Below are 14,978 nucleotides of genomic sequence, written 5' to 3' on the forward strand. Positions count from 1 at the left end.
GCACGCCCGCCCTTGCGGGCAAGAAAAAAGGCCCGGCCGCAGGGGCGCGGGCCGGGCCGAAAAAGGCAATGGAAAAGGGTGGTGGCAAGGGGCCGGCTCAGGCTTCGAGCGAACGCCGCAGCATTTCCAGGTCGTCGGCGATCTGGCTGTCCTGGGCCATCAGCTCCTCGATGCGCTTGACCCCGTGCATGACGGTGGTGTGGTCGCGCCCGCCGAAGCGGCGGCCGATCTCGGGCAGGCTCCGCGAGGTGAGCTTCTTGCAGAGATACATGGCGATCTGACGCGGGCGGGCAAAGGAGCGCACGCGCTTGGGTCCGATCATGTCGGAGAGGCGGATGTTGTAATGCTCGGCGACGCGGCGCTGGATCTCCTCGATCGTCAGCTTGCGGTCGGAGGAGCGCAGCACATCCGAGAGACAGTCCTGGGTCAGCTCCATGGTGATCTCGCGGCCCACCAGCGAGGCAAAGGCGAAGAGCCGGGTCAGCGCGCCTTCGAGCACGCGGACGTTGGTGGAGATGCGGTGCGCCAGGAACTCCAGCACGCCGTCGGAGACGACGAGCTCGGGGTGCTTGACGCGGAACTGGTCGACCTTGGACTGCAGGATGCCGAGGCGCAGCTCGTAGTCGGTGGGGTGCAGGTCGACGACGAGACCGGAGGAGAGCCGCGAGCTGAGGCGCGCGGGCAGGTTCTTGATCTCGTTCGGGGCACAGTCGCCGGAGAGGACGATCTGCTTGTTGTGTTCGACCAGCGCGTTGAAGGTATGGAAGAATTCCTCCTGGGTGGAATCCTTGCCCGCGATGAACTGGACGTCATCGACCATCAGCACGTCAACGTTCCGGAAGAGCGACTTGAAGTCCATCATCTTGCGGTCGCGCAGGGCCTGCACGAAGCGGTACATGAACTGCTCCGCCGAGAGGTAGACGACGTTCAGATGCGGGTTGGCGGCCTTCAGCTCCCAGGCGATGGCGTGCATCAGGTGGGTCTTGCCGAGGCCGACGCCACCGTAGAGGAACAGCGGGTTGAACTCGACCTCGCCACCCGAGGCGACGCGACGCGCGGCGGCATGGGCCAGTTCGTTCGGCTTGCCGACGACGAAGCTGTCGAAGGTGTAGCTGGGATCGAGCGGCGCGGGCTGCAGCATGCGTTCCTGCATGGAGCGGGCATCCTCGCTGCGCGGGCTGTCGAAGGCGGCAGGCGCGGGGTGGGCGGCATCGGCAGACGCGGCATAGGCGGCGGCATTGGTGTTGTCGGCCTGCATGCGGGGCGCGGCGCCGGTCTGCACCGGCTTGCGGGCGACGCGGAACTCGATTCGCCGGACATTGTCCTCGAAGCTGGACAGTTCGCCCAGGATCAGGTCGCCGAAATTCCGCTGCACGTAGCTGCCGGCATAGGAGGTGGGCGCCGCAAGGGTGGCCACGCCGTCCTTCAGCGATTCCAGCTCGAGAGGCGCGATCCAGTTGGTGAAGTTATGTTCGCCGACCGTCTTGCGCAGGTTGTCTTTCAGCTCGCCCCAATTATGTGCCGCCATCTTCTTTTCTATCGCCCCTGATCTGCCGAATATACGTATGCCTCTGGTGCGCGCCCCGAGGCCCGGGGACATTTCACGACGTTCGGGGGCGCACAAAAATACCGATCCGTTCCGTTGCCTAGACGAAACGGCTGCTGGTCTCGTGACCAACATTCAGATGACAAAAGGATTCCAGCCCTTTCGGTGGCATGCCTGAAAAAGGCGCTGCCGAAAGGCACAGGACCCGCTGTCTGTGCATGGACATTGCCGACGGCTATTATTGCACGGAACAGCAGCGTTCGTGCACCTGTCGGCCTGCGACTCCTGATGGAATCGCGATGTCCCCCCCAAGGCGAAGTGACTCGCAGGATCAAAGCTAGCAACGTTCAGGCGCCGCTTACAACAGCACAACGCGCTTGACTCAGACCTTTGCAAAAAGGAATCGCGCCGCTGTTGCAGGCCGGTTTCGGCCGCCCTCAGGGCACGAAAAAAGGCGCCGCCGAAGCTGCGCCTTTTGTCTCAATCACTTGTCCGGAGATTAGCCGATGGCTTTGACGCGCGACGAGAGGCGCGACATTTTCCGGGCAGCAGTGTTCTTGTGGTAAACGCCTTTGGTGACGCCACGCATCAGCTCGGGTTGAGCCGTTTGCAGGGCTGCCTGGGCAGCGGATTTGTCACCCGACGCGATCGCCTCTTCCACCTTGCGAAGGAAGGTGCGGATACGCGAGCGGCGCGCTTTGTTCACGTCAAGGCGGCGTTCTGCCTGACGGGCGCGTTTCTTCGACTGAGGCGAATTAGCCATGTTCGTATCGTCCCATGTTTTGGGTTCGGTGCATTCTGAAGCCGCGTCTTTAGGGCCGACTCGCATTCGAGTCAACAGCCTCCGGGGGATTCTTTCCCACGGCGACCGCGTGCCTGGGTAAAACTTGCGGCAGGGGCCTGCTGGCAAGCCCCGGTTGTGGCGCCCGGATGCCACAGGTTGACCCCGCGGGCAAGGAGAAAGCGCGGCATCAGTGCAATGAAGCCTGCGAAAACGCCACGTTCGGGTCTGCGGAGGCGGGCGTGCGCTTGACCAGGGGAGCTCCGGGGCCGATCAGCACCGGTGAAATGAGTGCAAAAAGAGGCGACATGCCCGGACTGGCCCTCGTCTACAGGACATTCGGCGCGCCGGAACAGGTGCTGCGGCTGGAAGCGCAGCCGCCGCAGCCGCTGGCCGCGGGACGGATTCGCGTGGCGATGCGCGCGGCACCGGTCAATCCCTCCGACCTGATTCCCGTGACCGGCGCCTATGCGCACCGGATCCGCCTGCCGGCGGTGGCGGGATATGAGGGCCTGGGCGAGGTGATCGAGGCGCCGGCGGAGCAGGCGGCGCTGATCGGTCGGCGGGTGCTGCCGCTGCGCGGGCCGGGCACCTGGCAGAGCCTGGTCGACTGCGACCCGGCGCTGGCCGTGCCTGTGCCCGGAGACATCCCCGACAGCCTGGCGGCGCGGGCCTATATCAACCCGCTGGCCGCCCTGCGGCTGCTGGACCTCTGGCCGGTGGCCGGACGGGTGGTGGTGCTGAGCGGCGCGGGGTCGGCCTGTGCCGGCTACCTGGGCAGGCTGGCGCTGCAGCGTGGCGCCCGCGAGGTGGTTGCCCTCTATCGTTCGCAAAGCCGGGTGCCGGGGCTGCGCGCGCTGGGCCTCAGCCCGGTGTCGCAGGACGATGGCCCGGCGCTGGCCTCCCTGGCGGCGCGGGCCGATATCGTCTTTGACGCGCTGGGCGGGCCGGTGGCCTCCGGCCTGCTGGACGGGCTGAAGGAGGGGGCCGATTTCGTGGGCTACGGGCTGCTGACCGGCCAGCCGGTGCGCCCGTCAGCCCCGCCGCGGGCCCGATTTGGCCGCTTTCACCTGCGCGACAGCCTGTCGGAGATGACGCCTGAGGCCTGGCAGGCGGCCATGGCGCGGGTCTGGCCGCTGCTTCGGACCTTTCCCGGGCCGGCGCCGGCGATGGCGGTGCCGCTGGCCGGATGGCGGCAGGCGCTGCGGCTGGCCGCGCGCCCCGGAACCGCCAAGCCGCTGCTTATTTTTCCGCGCGCCGGGGGCGAACCGGGCGGAGAGGTGGCCCGGGACATTCCGGGCGCCTGAGCTGTCCGGAAATCGACCCGACTGGCATGTTTACGGAAGGGAAGCCGGGCGGTAGGGTGTGCGCAAAGACGTGGATGCGGAAATGAGGGGTCTGCCGCGCCGCGAGAGAGGAGAAGGCCGTGGGGGAAAACATGGCGGAAGCTTTTGACATCGTCGTGATCGGCGCCGGCGTCGTTGGCGCCTCGGTGGCCGCCGGGCTGTCGGAGCATGCGCGGGTGGCCGTGCTGGAGCGCGAAGTGCGCCCCGGCTATCACGCCACCGGCCGCGCCGCACCCATCATGATGACCAGCTATGGCGCCATGCCGATGAAGGCGCTGACCCGCCTGTCGGAACCCTTCTTCGAGGCCGCTCACGAGGAGATCGAGGGTGCGCCGCTGCTGAGCCCGCGGGGCATGGTGATCATCGGGCGCGAGGATCAGCAGGAGCTGCTCGGGAAGGGCCGCGAGAAACTGGAACGCCTGGGCATCGCGCGCTGGCTCGAGCCGGAGGAACTGATGCTGCGGGTGCCGCTGCTGCGGCCGGGCTATGCGGCGGGCGGGCTGCTGGAGGACAAGGCCCGCGACATCAACGTGCTGCGCCTGCAGCAACTCTATCATCGCCGGCTGAACGCCCGAGGCGGCCGGATCGTGACCGGCGCCGAGGTGACGGAGCTGCGCCGGACCGGGGCACTGTGGCGGATCGAGACCGAGGCGGGTGCCTTCGTGGCGCCCCTGGTGGTGAATGCCGCCGGGGCCTGGGCCGGGCAGATCGGGGTGATGGCCGGGGCGCAGCCGATCGGCCTGATGGCCCTGCGGCGCAGCGGCGTCTACCTGCCGGCGCCGGCGGGCACCGATCCGCGCAGCCTGCCGATGGTGGTCGACGTGGACGAACGCTTCTACATCAAGCCCGAGGGCGCGCGGCTGATCGCCTCGCCGGCGGACGAAACGCCGGTTCTGCCGGGGGATGCGCGCCCCGATCCGCTCGACATCACGCTGTGCATCGACCGGCTGCACACGGCGTTCCAGCTGCAGCTCGACAATCCCGATGCGCCCTGGGCCGGGCTGCGATCCTATGTGCGCGACCGGCTGCCGGTGGTGGGGTTCGATCCGCTGGTGGGGGGATTCTTCTGGCTGGCGGGGCAGGGCGGCATGGGCATCCAGACCTCGCCGGCGCTGGCCGCGCTGGCCGTGGCGATGATCACCGGCACGCCGCCCGATCCGCAGATGCGCGGCGAGGGGGTGACGGCGGATATGTTTGCACCGGAGCGACTGGCCGAGCAGATGGGCCGGGTCGCGGGGGGCTGAAACGCGAGAGGGCGCCCCGAAAGGCGCCCTCTCCCGATAGGCTGCCGTGGCAGGCGTTACTTGTCGCGGAACTGCGCTTCACGCTTTTCCAGGAAGGCGGTCATGCCTTCGGACTGGTCCTCGGAGGCGAACATGGCATTGAACATGCGCCGTTCGAAGAGCAGGCCCTCGGTCAGGGGCGTCTCGTAGGAGCGGTTTACCGCCTCCTTTACCGCCATCACGGAGATCATGCTCTTTTCCGAGATCTTGTTGGCGGCGCCCATCGCCTCTTCGAGAAGCTTCTTGCAGGGCACGACGCGGCTGACGAGGCCGGAGCGTTCGGCCTCCTCGGCATCCATGAAGCGGCCGGTCAGGTTCATGTCCATCGCCTTGGACTTGCCGACGAAGCGGGTCAGGCGCTGGGTGCCGCCGAGGCCGGCGATGACACCGAGGTTGATCTCGGGCTGGCCGAACTTGGCGTTGTCTGCGGCGATGATGAAATCGCACATCATGGCCAGCTCGCAGCCGCCGCCGAGGGCATAGCCGGAGACCGCGGCGATGATCGGTTTGCGCACCCGCAGGATGGCGCCGACCTCGGCGGTGAAGAGGTCGCCGGCGAAGACGTCGACGAAGCTTTTCTCGGCCATCATCTTGATGTCGGCACCGGCGGCGAAGAACTTCTCGCTCCCGGTGATGACGATGCAGCGGACCTGGGGATTCTTCTGAGCGGCGGTGAGAGCCTCTGCCAGTTCGGTCAGCAGGACGTCGTTCAGCGCGTTCATCGCATCCGGACGATTCAGTTTTACCAGTGCGATGTGATCTTCTATTTCGACGATGATCGTCTCATAGGCCATGGGGTCTGTGTCCCTTTGGTTCAGATGTGGGACCGATTCCCTAACAGTTTGCCCCCACTGATCAAGCTATCTTTGACATTGCGGGCAGTAGAAGCTCGACCGGCCCGACTGGACGATGCGTCGAATCGCATGTCCGCACCCCTCGGTGCGGCAGGGCTCTCCTTCCCTTCCGTAAACGTCGAAAGAGTGCTGGAAATAGCCCAATTCGCCGTCCGCCTGCCGGTAATCACGCAGCGAGGAGCCCCCCGCGGCGATCGCTTCGGTCAGCACCTGGCGGATGATCGGAGCCAGGTCGGCGAGACGCTGTGTCGCAATCTTGTCACATCTGCGGGCCGGCGAGAGGCCTGCGCGGAAGAGCGCCTCGCAGACGTAGATGTTGCCCAGGCCGGCCACCACGTGCTGGTCCAGCAGCCCCGCCTTGATCGGCGAGCGTCGCGGTTTCAGCATTGCCGCCAGGTAGTCGCCCGAGAAGGCATTGCCCAGCGGCTCGGGCCCGAGACCGGCGAGCAGCTTGTGCCCCGCTGCCCCTTCCGTGGGCATCAGGTCCATCGCGCCGAAACGTCGCGGGTCGTTGAAGGTGATGCGGGCGCCGTTCTCCATGTGAAAGACTACGTGGTCGTGTTTCTGCGCCGCCGGGTGATCATGCACGAACTGCCCGAGAGGATCGCCGGAGACGGTCATCCGCCCGCTCATCCCGAGGTGGATCAGCAGCGTCTCGCCGCCCGAGAGATCGGCGAGGATGTACTTCGACCGCCGCCGCAGGCGCAGCACCCGCTGGCCGGTCAGCCGCTCGGCCATGCGCTCGGGGAAGGGCCAGCGCAGGTCGGGGCGGTTCACCTCGGCGCGGGCGATCACCGCGCCCTCCATCGCCGGCGCAAGCCCCGCCCGCACCGTCTCGACCTCTGGCAATTCCGGCATGATCTTCTCCGCAGGAGGGCCCGGCCCCCATTTTCTTGTTCCAGATATCCCGGGGGAGGCTCCCCGTACGGGAGCCGGGGCAGAGCCCCCGCCGCCGCGGCAACCTTCCAACACGGGCACTTGTACCCGCCACGCATTGCAGCGAGAGTTCAGCGCCCTATAAGGAAGGGCACACGTCGGAGAAGCGCAAGAGCCATGAACGAAAAGACCACCCATTTCGGATTTACAGACATCCCCGAGAGTGAAAAGGCGGGCCGGGTTCAGGGCGTCTTCAACTCGGTCGCCTCGAAGTACGACATCATGAACGACGCCATGTCGCTGGGCATCCACCGGATCTGGAAGGATGCGATGATGGACTGGCTGGCGCCGCGCCCGGGGCAGAAGCTGCTCGACGTGGCCGGCGGCACCGGCGACATCTCCTTCAAGTTCCTCAAGCGTGCCGGCCATGGCCATGCCACCGTGCTCGACCTGACGGAGCCGATGCTGGTTGCCGGGCGCAAGCGCGCCGAGGCGGCCAGCATGGCCGAGAGCCTCGACTGGGTCACTGGCGACGCGATGAAACTGCCCTTCCCCGACAATACCTTCGACGTCTACACGATCTCCTTCGGCATCCGGAACGTCACCCGCCCGCAGGACGCCCTGCACGAGGCCTATCGGGTGCTGAAACCCGGCGGCCGGCTGATGGTGCTGGAATTCAGCCAGATCCCCACGCCGGCGCTGCAATGGGCCTATGACCGCTACAGCTTCAACTGCATCCCGGTGATGGGACAGGTCATCGCCAACGACCGCGACAGCTATCAGTACCTCGTTGAATCCATTCGCAAGTTCCCGGATCAGGAGACCTTCCTGCAGATGGTGCGCAACGCCGGGTTCGGCAATGCGAAATACCGCAACCTGACCCTGGGCATCGCCGCCCTGCATTCCGGCTGGAAGATCTGACGCATGCGCGGACCCCATAACATCTGGCGCCTGGTGCGAACCGGTGCCACCTTCGAACGCTCGGGTGCCATGTCGGTGCTGCTGGACGCCTACGAGGCGCCGCCGCAGCTGCGGCTGGCCGCGCGGATCATCGGCTGGCCGTTCCAGTGGCTGGGGCTCAAGGGTGATCCCTCGATGCCGCCGGTCACCCGTGCCCTGACGGCGCTGGGCCCGGCCTATATCAAGTTCGGCCAGATCCTCTCGACCCGCCCCGACGTGGTGGGCCCCGAGCTGGCCCAGCAGCTGCGGGTGCTGCAGGACAAGCTGCCGCCCTTTCCGGTGAGCGAGGCGCGCGCCGCCGTCGCCGCCGAGCTCGGCGTGCCGTCCGAAGAGATCTACTCCGAGTTCTCCGAGCCCGTCGCCGCCGCCTCGATCGCCCAGGTGCACCGCGCCCGGATGCGCGACGGCGGCAAGGACGTGGCGGTCAAGATCCTGCGCCCGGGAATCGAGAAGGCCTTTCGCAAGGACGTTGATGCCTTCTATCTCGCCGCCTCGCTGATCGAGATGCTCTCGCCCGCCTCGCGGCGGCTGCGCCCCTCAGAGGTGATCAAGCATTTCGACGGCGTCGTGCGCTCCGAGCTGGACCTGCGCCTCGAGGCCGCGAGCGCCTCGGAATTCGCCGCCACGACCAAGGACGACGAGGGCTTCGTGCTGCCCGCCATCGACTGGGGCCATTCCAGCCGCCGGGTGATGACCATGGACTGGGCCGAGGGGATTTCCCTGGGCGACAACGATGCGCTGGACGCCGCGGGCATCAACCGTGCCGAACTGGGCGAGCGGGTGCTGAGGCTGTTCCTGAACCATGCGCTGCGCGACGGGTTCTTCCATGGCGACATGCACCAGGGCAACCTGAAGGTCGCCCCCAACGGTGACATCATCGCCTATGATTTCGGGATCATGGGCACGCTGGATGAATATACCCGCCGGGTCTACGCAGAGATCCTCTATGGGTTCATCAAGCGCGATTACCACCGCGTGGCCGAGGTGCATTTCGAAGCGGGCTACGTGCCCGCCGACCGCGACGTCGAGGAGTTCGCCCGCGCCATCCGCGCCATGGGCGAGCCGATCTTCGGCATGGATGCCACCAAGATCTCCATGGGGCGGCTTCTGGCCTACCTCTTTGAAGTCACGGAACGTTTCGGAATGCAGACCCGCACCGAACTGATCCTGCTGCAGCGCACCATGGTGGTGGTCGAGGGGGTGGCCCGCGGGCTGAACCCGAACATCAACATCTGGGAAGTCGCCCAGCCGGTGGTGCAGGATTACATCTCGAAGAACATCGGGCCCCGGGCCCTGGCGCGCGACCTGGGCCGCACGGCGCAGGTCATGGCGCGCTTTGGCCCGCGGCTGCCGCGGCTGATGGAAAGCGCCCTGCGCGCCCAGGTCGACGAGGCGCCGGAAGAGCAGCCCTCGCGCTGGCCGGCGCGGCTCGGCTGGGGCCTTGGCGGACTGGCGGCAGGCATCGTACTCTCGGCGCTGCTGGGCGCCTTCTGAGGCGGGGGATCAGCCTGCGTCGCGCAGGCTGTCCAGCAGGGCGAGCATCTCGGCTTCGGCCGCGCGGGCATCGAGGGGCGAGCCCTCTGCCGCGCGGCTGAGGCAATAGGCCGTCATCCGGGCATGAAAGAAGGGGCGCAGCGCGTGGTAGCGCGCGATCACCGCTGCATCGCCGTAGGTGGCGAGGAAGGTGGCGGCCTCTTCCCGGGTCAGCAGGCTGCCGCGATAGATCAGCGCCATGGCGGGCGAGAGGAAGGTCGCGAGATCGAGCGCCGGATCGCCTGCCGCCGGGCATTGCCAGTCTATCAGTCGCGGCCCCTGCAGCGTCATCACGATATTGCCGGGTACCGGGTCGGCATGGATCAGCTGCGGCCGGTCGAGGGGCGGCACCTCTGCCTCGGGCAGAAGCGACAGCAGAGCCTCGGCCCCGGCGCCGCCCTGCAACTGGGTTTCCCTTTTCAGTGCTTCGGAGCCGTCCGGCCCCGGGCGCAGGCCCTCGGGCGCGGGCAGGGCATGCAGCTGCCGCAGCAGCCGCGCCACCGGCGCCGGATCGGTCTGCCAGGTGCTGCCGGGAAGGTGGCGATAGGCCAGTGCCGGGCCCAGGGCGCTCTGCCAGACATGAAGCAGGGGGGGGGCGATACCTTGGCCCTCGAGATGTGCCAGCATGGCGGCCTCGGCGCTGGCATCATTGGGAAAGACCGGGCAGGCGCGATCCGGGCGGAAGAGCTTGACCACGCAGGCGCCGCCACTGGCCGGTACCCGCCAGCCGATGTTGCTGCGCCCGCCGGCCAACCGCTGCCAGGCGCCGGGATCCTGTACGATGCCATGCGCCACGAGATCGGGCGCCAGAAACTCGGGCCCGTGACGTTCGGCATGCAAGGCGGTGATTTCCATGGAACCCTGTCCGTTTTCCACCTGCCTACAACCAGCGGAGCCCCCCGACAAGCATCCCCCCCAGTCAATTTCGTCTGTCAATTTCCCCGGTCACTCCTTCCGAAAAGGCGCCGGGAGAGCGCCGTCGTCAGGGCTGCCGCAGGCCGGAAACCGAGCTGCTCGGCACAAGGCTGCCGGAGGGTGTGACCAGCAGCGTCTCGCCGTTCAGCACCCGGGCCTCGACCACGCGGGAATAGGATTCGACCTGGTCCACGGCGAGCAGGTCGTCGCCGAGGTAGTTCTCCAGTTCGAAGGTGTAATTGCCGTAGGTCGCCTCGCGCCCAGCGGAATCATGACCGTCCCATTCGATGACATCGGCCGAAACCGGGATCTCGCCACGATAGATCTCCGACCCGGCTTCGTTTCGGACCACGAGGAACGTCTGATCGGCGGCGGCAAGCGGATCCGGCGAGACCGAGATCGGCTGCCCCTGATAGGCGGCGGGCGCAAGCGAGCGCGCCTCCATCCCCACCCAGTTGGCCAGGTCGGACATGCCCGAGGTCACCATCTGGCTCATCAGGCTCTGCAGCAGGTCATTGGTCAGCACCTGCTGTTCGACCGAGGAGAAGGTCGCGAGCTGCACCGCGTAATCGGCGGAATCGACCGGGTTCAGCGGATCCTGGTTCTGCAGCTGGGTCGAGAGCATCTTCAGGAAGGTCTCGAAATCCGAGCTGATCGCGGTGGCGGTGGTGGCCTTGTCGGTGCTGCTCGCACTGCTGGCCGCGGCGGTGGAAGTGGCGGAAGTAACTGCGTCCATTGAATAACCTGTCTGTCAGAGGCGGATGTCGACACGCTCGGTGCCGGCGATGGCGAGAGGCGTGGAGGCGGGCCGGGGCGGGGGCGCGGCACCTTCGGCGATCGGGGCGCTGCCGCCGGAAGGGCCGCCCGAGGTGTCACCGGCCGAGCCGCCCTGCTGGCCGAAGCCGTGCCGCGCCGAGCCGGCCTGCTGCCCGTTGATCGAGATCTGGATCTTCTCGTAGCCCAGCGCGCGGTAGCTCTCTTCCAGTGCCGAGATATGCCGCCGCATCAGGTCCGAGGTATCGGCCCGCTCGGTGGTGACGTGCAGGGTCACGCTGGTGTCGTCGGTGCTGATCTGAAGGTGCAGGCGGCCGAGTTCCTCGGGGTCGAGACGCAGCTCGACGGCCCCGCCCGCGGGCCGCGGCAGCGCCTGGGCCACCTGGGCCGCGACATGGCGGGCGAGCTCCGGGCGGCCGAGCGTTGCCGGGCGCTGCTCCGGGAGGTGAAAGCTGGGCTCTGCCCCCTCTGGCAGGCTCTCGGCCTCCGGCATGGAGAGATCTTCGGGAGTGCGAAGCGGGCCGTCGACCGCCGGGCGGGGGGCCTGTACAAGCGCCTGTGCCATCGGCTGTGCGAGCGTCTGGATTACGGCCGGCGCCGGTGCGGCGATCATGCTGCGGCTCGCGGCAGGTGCGGCCTGCGCGGTGCCGTCACTCTGCTTGATCGGGATTTCCCGGCGCTCGGCCATGCGGCGTGGGGCATCGGGGGCCGGACGTTGTGCGGCGGTCGGCGCATCGGCCTCTCTGACCGGGCGCAGGGGCGTGGGCTGACTGCGGGTGTCGCCCGGGCCTCCGGTGCGGACTCCGGCCTCTGGCACGGCCGGGCCGGTTTTTTGGGGCGCGCTCTCGGCGCGGAGCTCGCGGGGGGCGCTCTCCGGCCGGCGCTGTGGCGCATGGGGGGCGGCCGCGGCCGCGGCGCTGTCCGTGGAGGTCATGGCGGGCATGGTGCGGGGCGGTTGCGCCGCCTCGGCCTGGGGCATGCGCCCGGCGACCCGGGCCGAAGCATCGCCAGCCAGGGGGGGAGTGGCAGGGGCTGCCGCACGTGGGGGCTCGCTGGTGGCGGCGGCCTTCTCAGCCGTTTGCATGACACCCGTTTGTCCGGTGGAGCGCTGAGGCGTGTCCGTCGCCGATAGTCCCGCATCGCGTGTCGGGAGGGCCCGGGCGGTCTCGGACGCGGAGGGGAGGCCGTGGGCGACTGCGGTGGCCTGGGGATGGCCTTCGCGGCGGGACGGTGGCGCGACCGGCGCGTTGGTCGCGCCGTCCTGTTGCGGCCCGCGGCCTGTGAGGTCCGCCGTTGCGGTGCCCTCTGCGCGTGCCGTCTGGATGCCGCCGGAGGCCTTGGCCACGGCCGCGGCGGGGGCACTTTGCTCCGTGCCGGGCACGGCCGATTCGCGCTGGGCTGCGGGGACCGCGGGGGTGGCCTGGGCCGCAAAGGCCAGCGCCTGAACCGAGGCGCCATGCACGGGCCGCGGGCGGCGGGGCGGCTCTGCCTGCGCGGCGTCGGGCGTGTCGCCCTCCGCCACGTCGTCCGCGCTGGCCGTGTCTTCCGCGGGATCGGCGTCGAGCGTGTCGTCCCCTGCCCAGTCCTCGGCAGGAAGAGTGGATGTTTCTTCTTCGGTTTCAGTTGCTTCTGCAGTTTTTTCCGCTGCTGGCTCCGTTTCCCCGACAGTCTCGGCCTTACCGGGGCGCATGGGCTGGGCGCGCGGTGCAGAGGGGGGGGAGGCGCCATCGGAAAAGACCTTGCCGAACGCCTGGGCGCCATCGGCCTTGGTGCCCTGCCCGTCGCCCCGCGAGGGGCCGGGCGAGCCGCCGGACAGGCCGGACAGGGGCAGCTGGGATATGTTCATATCGTGCACTCCGGGAATTCTTCCGCGTTTGAGGCACTATGGTCGGATCCCGGTTACCGCATCTTTACCGGTCGTCCTGCATTTTCCTGAAACTGCTTCAAATTGGATGATCTGACGATGACCGATCCCGTGACCAATGCCCTGCCAGCTACTCCCGTGAAACAGGAGCGCCTCTGGGCTGTGGCGAAGGAGCTGGAGGCGAATTTCCTTTCGGAAATGCTGAAGGCCGCGGGACTCGGGGAAACGCCGGAAGGATTCGGTGGCGGTGCGGGAGAGGACCAGTTTGCTTCCTTCCTGCGACAGGAACAGGCCGGCGCGATGGTGGAAGCAGGGGGAATCGGCCTGGCGGAAATGCTCTATAACTCACTTCTGGAGAAACAGAATGTCTCAAGACCCGCATCAGAGCCTGATCGATGAACTCGACCTGTTGCTCGAAAAGGAACGTGAACTGCTGATTCAGGGCAAGCTTGACGCGCTGCCCGAACTGCTGGAACAGAAAGAGGCGCTGATCAGCGCCCTGAGCCAGCTCGACGGCCTGGAGGCCGAATTCCTGCAACCGCTGCGTGGCAAGGTGATGCGCAACCAGGCGCTTCTTGACGGGGCGCTGCGCGGCATTCGCACCGTGGCCAACCGCTTCTCTGCCCTGCGCAAGATTCGCAAGTCCCTGGAAACCTACGACGACCAGGGGCGCAAATCGTCTTTGCGGCAAAGTCATGACAACAAGTTGGAAAAACGAGCCTGAGCGCTCTGCATTTGCGTTAAATGCCGGGCATTCACAGCCCGGCATTTAGGGATCCATTAGCAACTGGAGCGCATTCTCCCCTCTGCATCCTGAAAGGGTGGCGCAGAATTGGGAAAACCCGATCTCCTGCATCCGTCAGAACGACATTCGATCCGTCTCACAGGGCGGAATGTTTAACGGGCGTAAAGCGCCCTTCGACCAAAGGAACAATGCATGTCCAGTATTCTGACGAACAACAGCGCAATGGTCGCGCTGCAAACCCTGAAATCCGTCAACGCTTCGATGACCGAAACCCAGGGCCTGATCTCGACCGGTAAAAAGGTCGCCACCGCCAAGGACAACTCCGCCGTCTGGGCCATCTCGAAAGTGATGGAATCCGACGTGAAGGGTTTCAAGGGCATCTCTGAAAGCCTCGCACTGGGCGAATCGACCGTTGCCGTCGCCCGTGCCGCTTCCGAAAGCGTGACCGACCTCCTGACCCAGATGAAGGGCAAGATCGTCGCCGCTCAGGAAGAGAACGTCGACCGTGACAAGATCCAGGCGGACATCGACGCATTGCGTGACCAGATCGGTGCCGTCGTGGGCGCTGCCCAGTTCAACGGCCTGAACCTGCTGTCGAACACCGATACCACTGCAGGGTCCGGTTCCACCAACATCCTGTCCTCGCTCGACCGTTCGGCCTCCGGCGTGGGTGTCAGCTCGATCAGCGTCACCAAGCAGGACCTTGGTACCGGTGCATCGGCCATTACCGGTACGGCGCTGGCAACCGCTTCGGACAACCTGTCCGGTGCAGCCAACGCCACGGTGACAGCCCTGACCGGCGCCGCTACCCCGCCGACGACCACCCTGGTTGTCGACGCCGTCGAAGCCGGCTTCGGCTACTCGATTGCCGTCAGCGCAGGTGCGGGCAACTTCGCCAGTATCTCCACTGCGGACGTCAACGCCATCTCCTACGTCGCCCGTGACGGTGACACCGTTACGGACGTGGCCAATGGCCTCGTTGCAGCCTTCAACAGCTGGGCGACCGAGAACTTCGGCGATGACGTCAGCACGGTCGCGGCAACGAACTCCGCCGGCACCATCACCTTCACCGGTTCCTCGGTGACGGGTGACAACTTCTCGATCTCCGGCACCGGCTATGCCGCCGCTGGCAACACGATCGGTGGTGGTCTCGCTTCCGTGACCGACATCGACGTGACGACCGACGACGGTGCCGCCAGCGCGCTGACCGAGGTCGAAAGCCTGATCCAGACTTCGATTGACGCGGCTGCGTCCTTCGGTTCGGTCCAGGGCCGCATCGAGACCCAGGCGAACTTCATCGACTCGCTGACCGACTCGCTGAAGTCCGGCATCGGGACGCTCGTCGACGCCAACATGGAAGAAGCCTCGGCCCGTCTGCAGGCCCTGCAGGTCCAGCAGCAGCTGGCAGTCCAGGCCATGTCGATCGCCAACCAGGCTCCGCAAACGCTGCTCTCGCTCTTCCGCTAATGGAAGCGTGACAGTCAGGGGCGCGCAAAGCGCG

Annotated in this window: 14 protein-coding genes; 7 read left to right on the plus strand and 7 right to left on the minus strand. The window is 67.0% G+C overall.

The window, feature by feature from the left end; genetic code table 11:
- Positions 1-97 precede the first annotated feature (97 nt).
- Positions 98-1,528 carry a chromosomal replication initiator protein DnaA gene (gene dnaA, locus AC0WR5_RS00005; RefSeq protein ID WP_475865837.1) on the minus strand — a complete coding sequence of 477 codons (1,431 nt, stop codon included), beginning with the start codon at positions 1,526-1,528 and terminating at the stop codon, positions 98-100.
- A gap of 517 nt (positions 1,529-2,045) precedes the next feature.
- Positions 2,046-2,309, minus strand: a complete 264-nt coding sequence (gene rpsT, locus AC0WR5_RS00010) for a 30S ribosomal protein S20 (protein ID WP_475869088.1) — start codon at positions 2,307-2,309, stop codon at positions 2,046-2,048.
- Between the two features lie 326 nt (positions 2,310-2,635).
- Here rpsT and AC0WR5_RS00015 point away from each other — a divergent pair, with 326 nt between their 5' ends.
- Together AC0WR5_RS00015 and AC0WR5_RS00020 are read left to right on the plus strand one after the other, a co-directional pair.
- Positions 2,636-3,634, plus strand: a complete 999-nt coding sequence (locus AC0WR5_RS00015) for a zinc-dependent alcohol dehydrogenase family protein (RefSeq protein WP_475865839.1) — start codon at positions 2,636-2,638, stop codon at positions 3,632-3,634.
- 131 nt (positions 3,635-3,765) lie between these two features.
- A complete protein-coding gene (locus tag AC0WR5_RS00020) occupies positions 3,766-4,917 on the plus strand; it encodes an NAD(P)/FAD-dependent oxidoreductase (protein ID WP_475865841.1) in 1,152 nt (383 codons plus the stop codon).
- A gap of 56 nt (positions 4,918-4,973) precedes the next feature.
- Here AC0WR5_RS00020 and AC0WR5_RS00025 read toward each other — a convergent pair whose 3' ends face one another.
- Positions 4,974-5,750, minus strand: a complete 777-nt coding sequence (locus tag AC0WR5_RS00025) for an enoyl-CoA hydratase (protein WP_475865843.1) — start codon at positions 5,748-5,750, stop codon at positions 4,974-4,976.
- Positions 5,751-5,816: 66 nt separating this feature from the next.
- Positions 5,817-6,668 (minus strand): bifunctional DNA-formamidopyrimidine glycosylase/DNA-(apurinic or apyrimidinic site) lyase, encoded by an 852-nt coding sequence (gene mutM / locus AC0WR5_RS00030; protein ID WP_475865844.1) that lies wholly within the window; start codon positions 6,666-6,668, stop codon positions 5,817-5,819.
- Between the two features lie 195 nt (positions 6,669-6,863).
- Between mutM and ubiE the strand changes: the two genes are divergently transcribed.
- Positions 6,864-7,607 (plus strand): bifunctional demethylmenaquinone methyltransferase/2-methoxy-6-polyprenyl-1,4-benzoquinol methylase UbiE, encoded by a 744-nt coding sequence (ubiE, locus tag AC0WR5_RS00035; RefSeq protein WP_475865846.1) that lies wholly within the window; start codon positions 6,864-6,866, stop codon positions 7,605-7,607.
- 3 nt (positions 7,608-7,610) lie between these two features.
- The gene (gene ubiB / locus AC0WR5_RS00040; RefSeq protein ID WP_475865848.1) at positions 7,611-9,140 is read left to right on the plus strand and encodes a 2-polyprenylphenol 6-hydroxylase; all 1,530 of its coding nucleotides are present in this window, start codon (positions 7,611-7,613) and stop codon (positions 9,138-9,140) included.
- Positions 9,141-9,149: 9 nt separating this feature from the next.
- Here the strand turns inward: ubiB and AC0WR5_RS00045 are convergent, their stop codons facing one another.
- The 3 genes from AC0WR5_RS00045 to AC0WR5_RS00055 form a co-directional block, all read right to left on the minus strand.
- The gene (locus AC0WR5_RS00045; RefSeq protein ID WP_475865849.1) at positions 9,150-10,034 is read right to left on the minus strand and encodes a phosphotransferase; all 885 of its coding nucleotides are present in this window, start codon (positions 10,032-10,034) and stop codon (positions 9,150-9,152) included.
- Between the two features lie 127 nt (positions 10,035-10,161).
- Positions 10,162-10,830: a flagellar hook capping FlgD N-terminal domain-containing protein gene (locus AC0WR5_RS00050; protein WP_475865851.1), complete on the minus strand. Its 669-nt coding sequence runs from the start codon at positions 10,828-10,830 to the stop codon at positions 10,162-10,164.
- Positions 10,831-10,845: 15 nt separating this feature from the next.
- Positions 10,846-12,714 (minus strand): flagellar hook-length control protein FliK, encoded by a 1,869-nt coding sequence (locus tag AC0WR5_RS00055; RefSeq protein ID WP_475865853.1) that lies wholly within the window; start codon positions 12,712-12,714, stop codon positions 10,846-10,848.
- Positions 12,715-12,831: 117 nt separating this feature from the next.
- On the opposite strand from AC0WR5_RS00055, the gene AC0WR5_RS00060 reads away from it, so the two are divergent.
- The 3 genes from AC0WR5_RS00060 (at position 12,832) to AC0WR5_RS00070 (ending at position 14,944) form a co-directional block, all read left to right on the plus strand.
- Positions 12,832-13,131 (plus strand): rod-binding protein, encoded by a 300-nt coding sequence (locus tag AC0WR5_RS00060; protein ID WP_475865855.1) that lies wholly within the window; start codon positions 12,832-12,834, stop codon positions 13,129-13,131.
- A complete protein-coding gene (locus tag AC0WR5_RS00065; RefSeq protein WP_475865857.1) occupies positions 13,097-13,456 on the plus strand; it encodes a flagellar biosynthesis protein FlgN in 360 nt (119 codons plus the stop codon). Before AC0WR5_RS00060 ends, AC0WR5_RS00065 begins: the two co-directional genes overlap by 35 nt.
- A gap of 213 nt (positions 13,457-13,669) precedes the next feature.
- The gene (locus AC0WR5_RS00070; RefSeq protein WP_475865858.1) at positions 13,670-14,944 is read left to right on the plus strand and encodes a flagellin N-terminal helical domain-containing protein; all 1,275 of its coding nucleotides are present in this window, start codon (positions 13,670-13,672) and stop codon (positions 14,942-14,944) included.
- Positions 14,945-14,978: the final 34 nt, after the last annotated feature.

This window comes from Pseudooceanicola sp. DL12, assembly GCF_056270665.1.

Excerpts from the sequence above, each read along its gene's own strand:
- dnaA (WP_475865837.1), bottom strand. The coding sequence starts at position 1,528 with ATGGCGGCACATAATTGGGGCGAGCTGAAAGACAACCTGCGCAAGACG.
- rpsT (WP_475869088.1), bottom strand. The coding sequence starts at position 2,309 with ATGGCTAATTCGCCTCAGTCGAAGAAACGCGCCCGTCAGGCAGAACGC.
- AC0WR5_RS00015 (WP_475865839.1), top strand. The coding sequence starts at position 2,636 with ATGCCCGGACTGGCCCTCGTCTACAGGACATTCGGCGCGCCGGAACAG.
- AC0WR5_RS00020 (WP_475865841.1), top strand. The coding sequence starts at position 3,766 with ATGGCGGAAGCTTTTGACATCGTCGTGATCGGCGCCGGCGTCGTTGGC.
- AC0WR5_RS00025 (WP_475865843.1), bottom strand. The coding sequence starts at position 5,750 with ATGGCCTATGAGACGATCATCGTCGAAATAGAAGATCACATCGCACTG.
- mutM (WP_475865844.1), bottom strand. The coding sequence starts at position 6,668 with ATGCCGGAATTGCCAGAGGTCGAGACGGTGCGGGCGGGGCTTGCGCCG.
- ubiE (WP_475865846.1), top strand. The coding sequence starts at position 6,864 with ATGAACGAAAAGACCACCCATTTCGGATTTACAGACATCCCCGAGAGT.
- ubiB (WP_475865848.1), top strand. The coding sequence starts at position 7,611 with ATGCGCGGACCCCATAACATCTGGCGCCTGGTGCGAACCGGTGCCACC.
- AC0WR5_RS00045 (WP_475865849.1), bottom strand. The coding sequence starts at position 10,034 with ATGGAAATCACCGCCTTGCATGCCGAACGTCACGGGCCCGAGTTTCTG.
- AC0WR5_RS00050 (WP_475865851.1), bottom strand. The coding sequence starts at position 10,830 with ATGGACGCAGTTACTTCCGCCACTTCCACCGCCGCGGCCAGCAGTGCG.
- AC0WR5_RS00055 (WP_475865853.1), bottom strand. The coding sequence starts at position 12,714 with ATGAACATATCCCAGCTGCCCCTGTCCGGCCTGTCCGGCGGCTCGCCC.
- AC0WR5_RS00060 (WP_475865855.1), top strand. The coding sequence starts at position 12,832 with ATGACCGATCCCGTGACCAATGCCCTGCCAGCTACTCCCGTGAAACAG.
- AC0WR5_RS00065 (WP_475865857.1), top strand. The coding sequence starts at position 13,097 with ATGTCTCAAGACCCGCATCAGAGCCTGATCGATGAACTCGACCTGTTG.
- AC0WR5_RS00070 (WP_475865858.1), top strand. The coding sequence starts at position 13,670 with ATGTCCAGTATTCTGACGAACAACAGCGCAATGGTCGCGCTGCAAACC.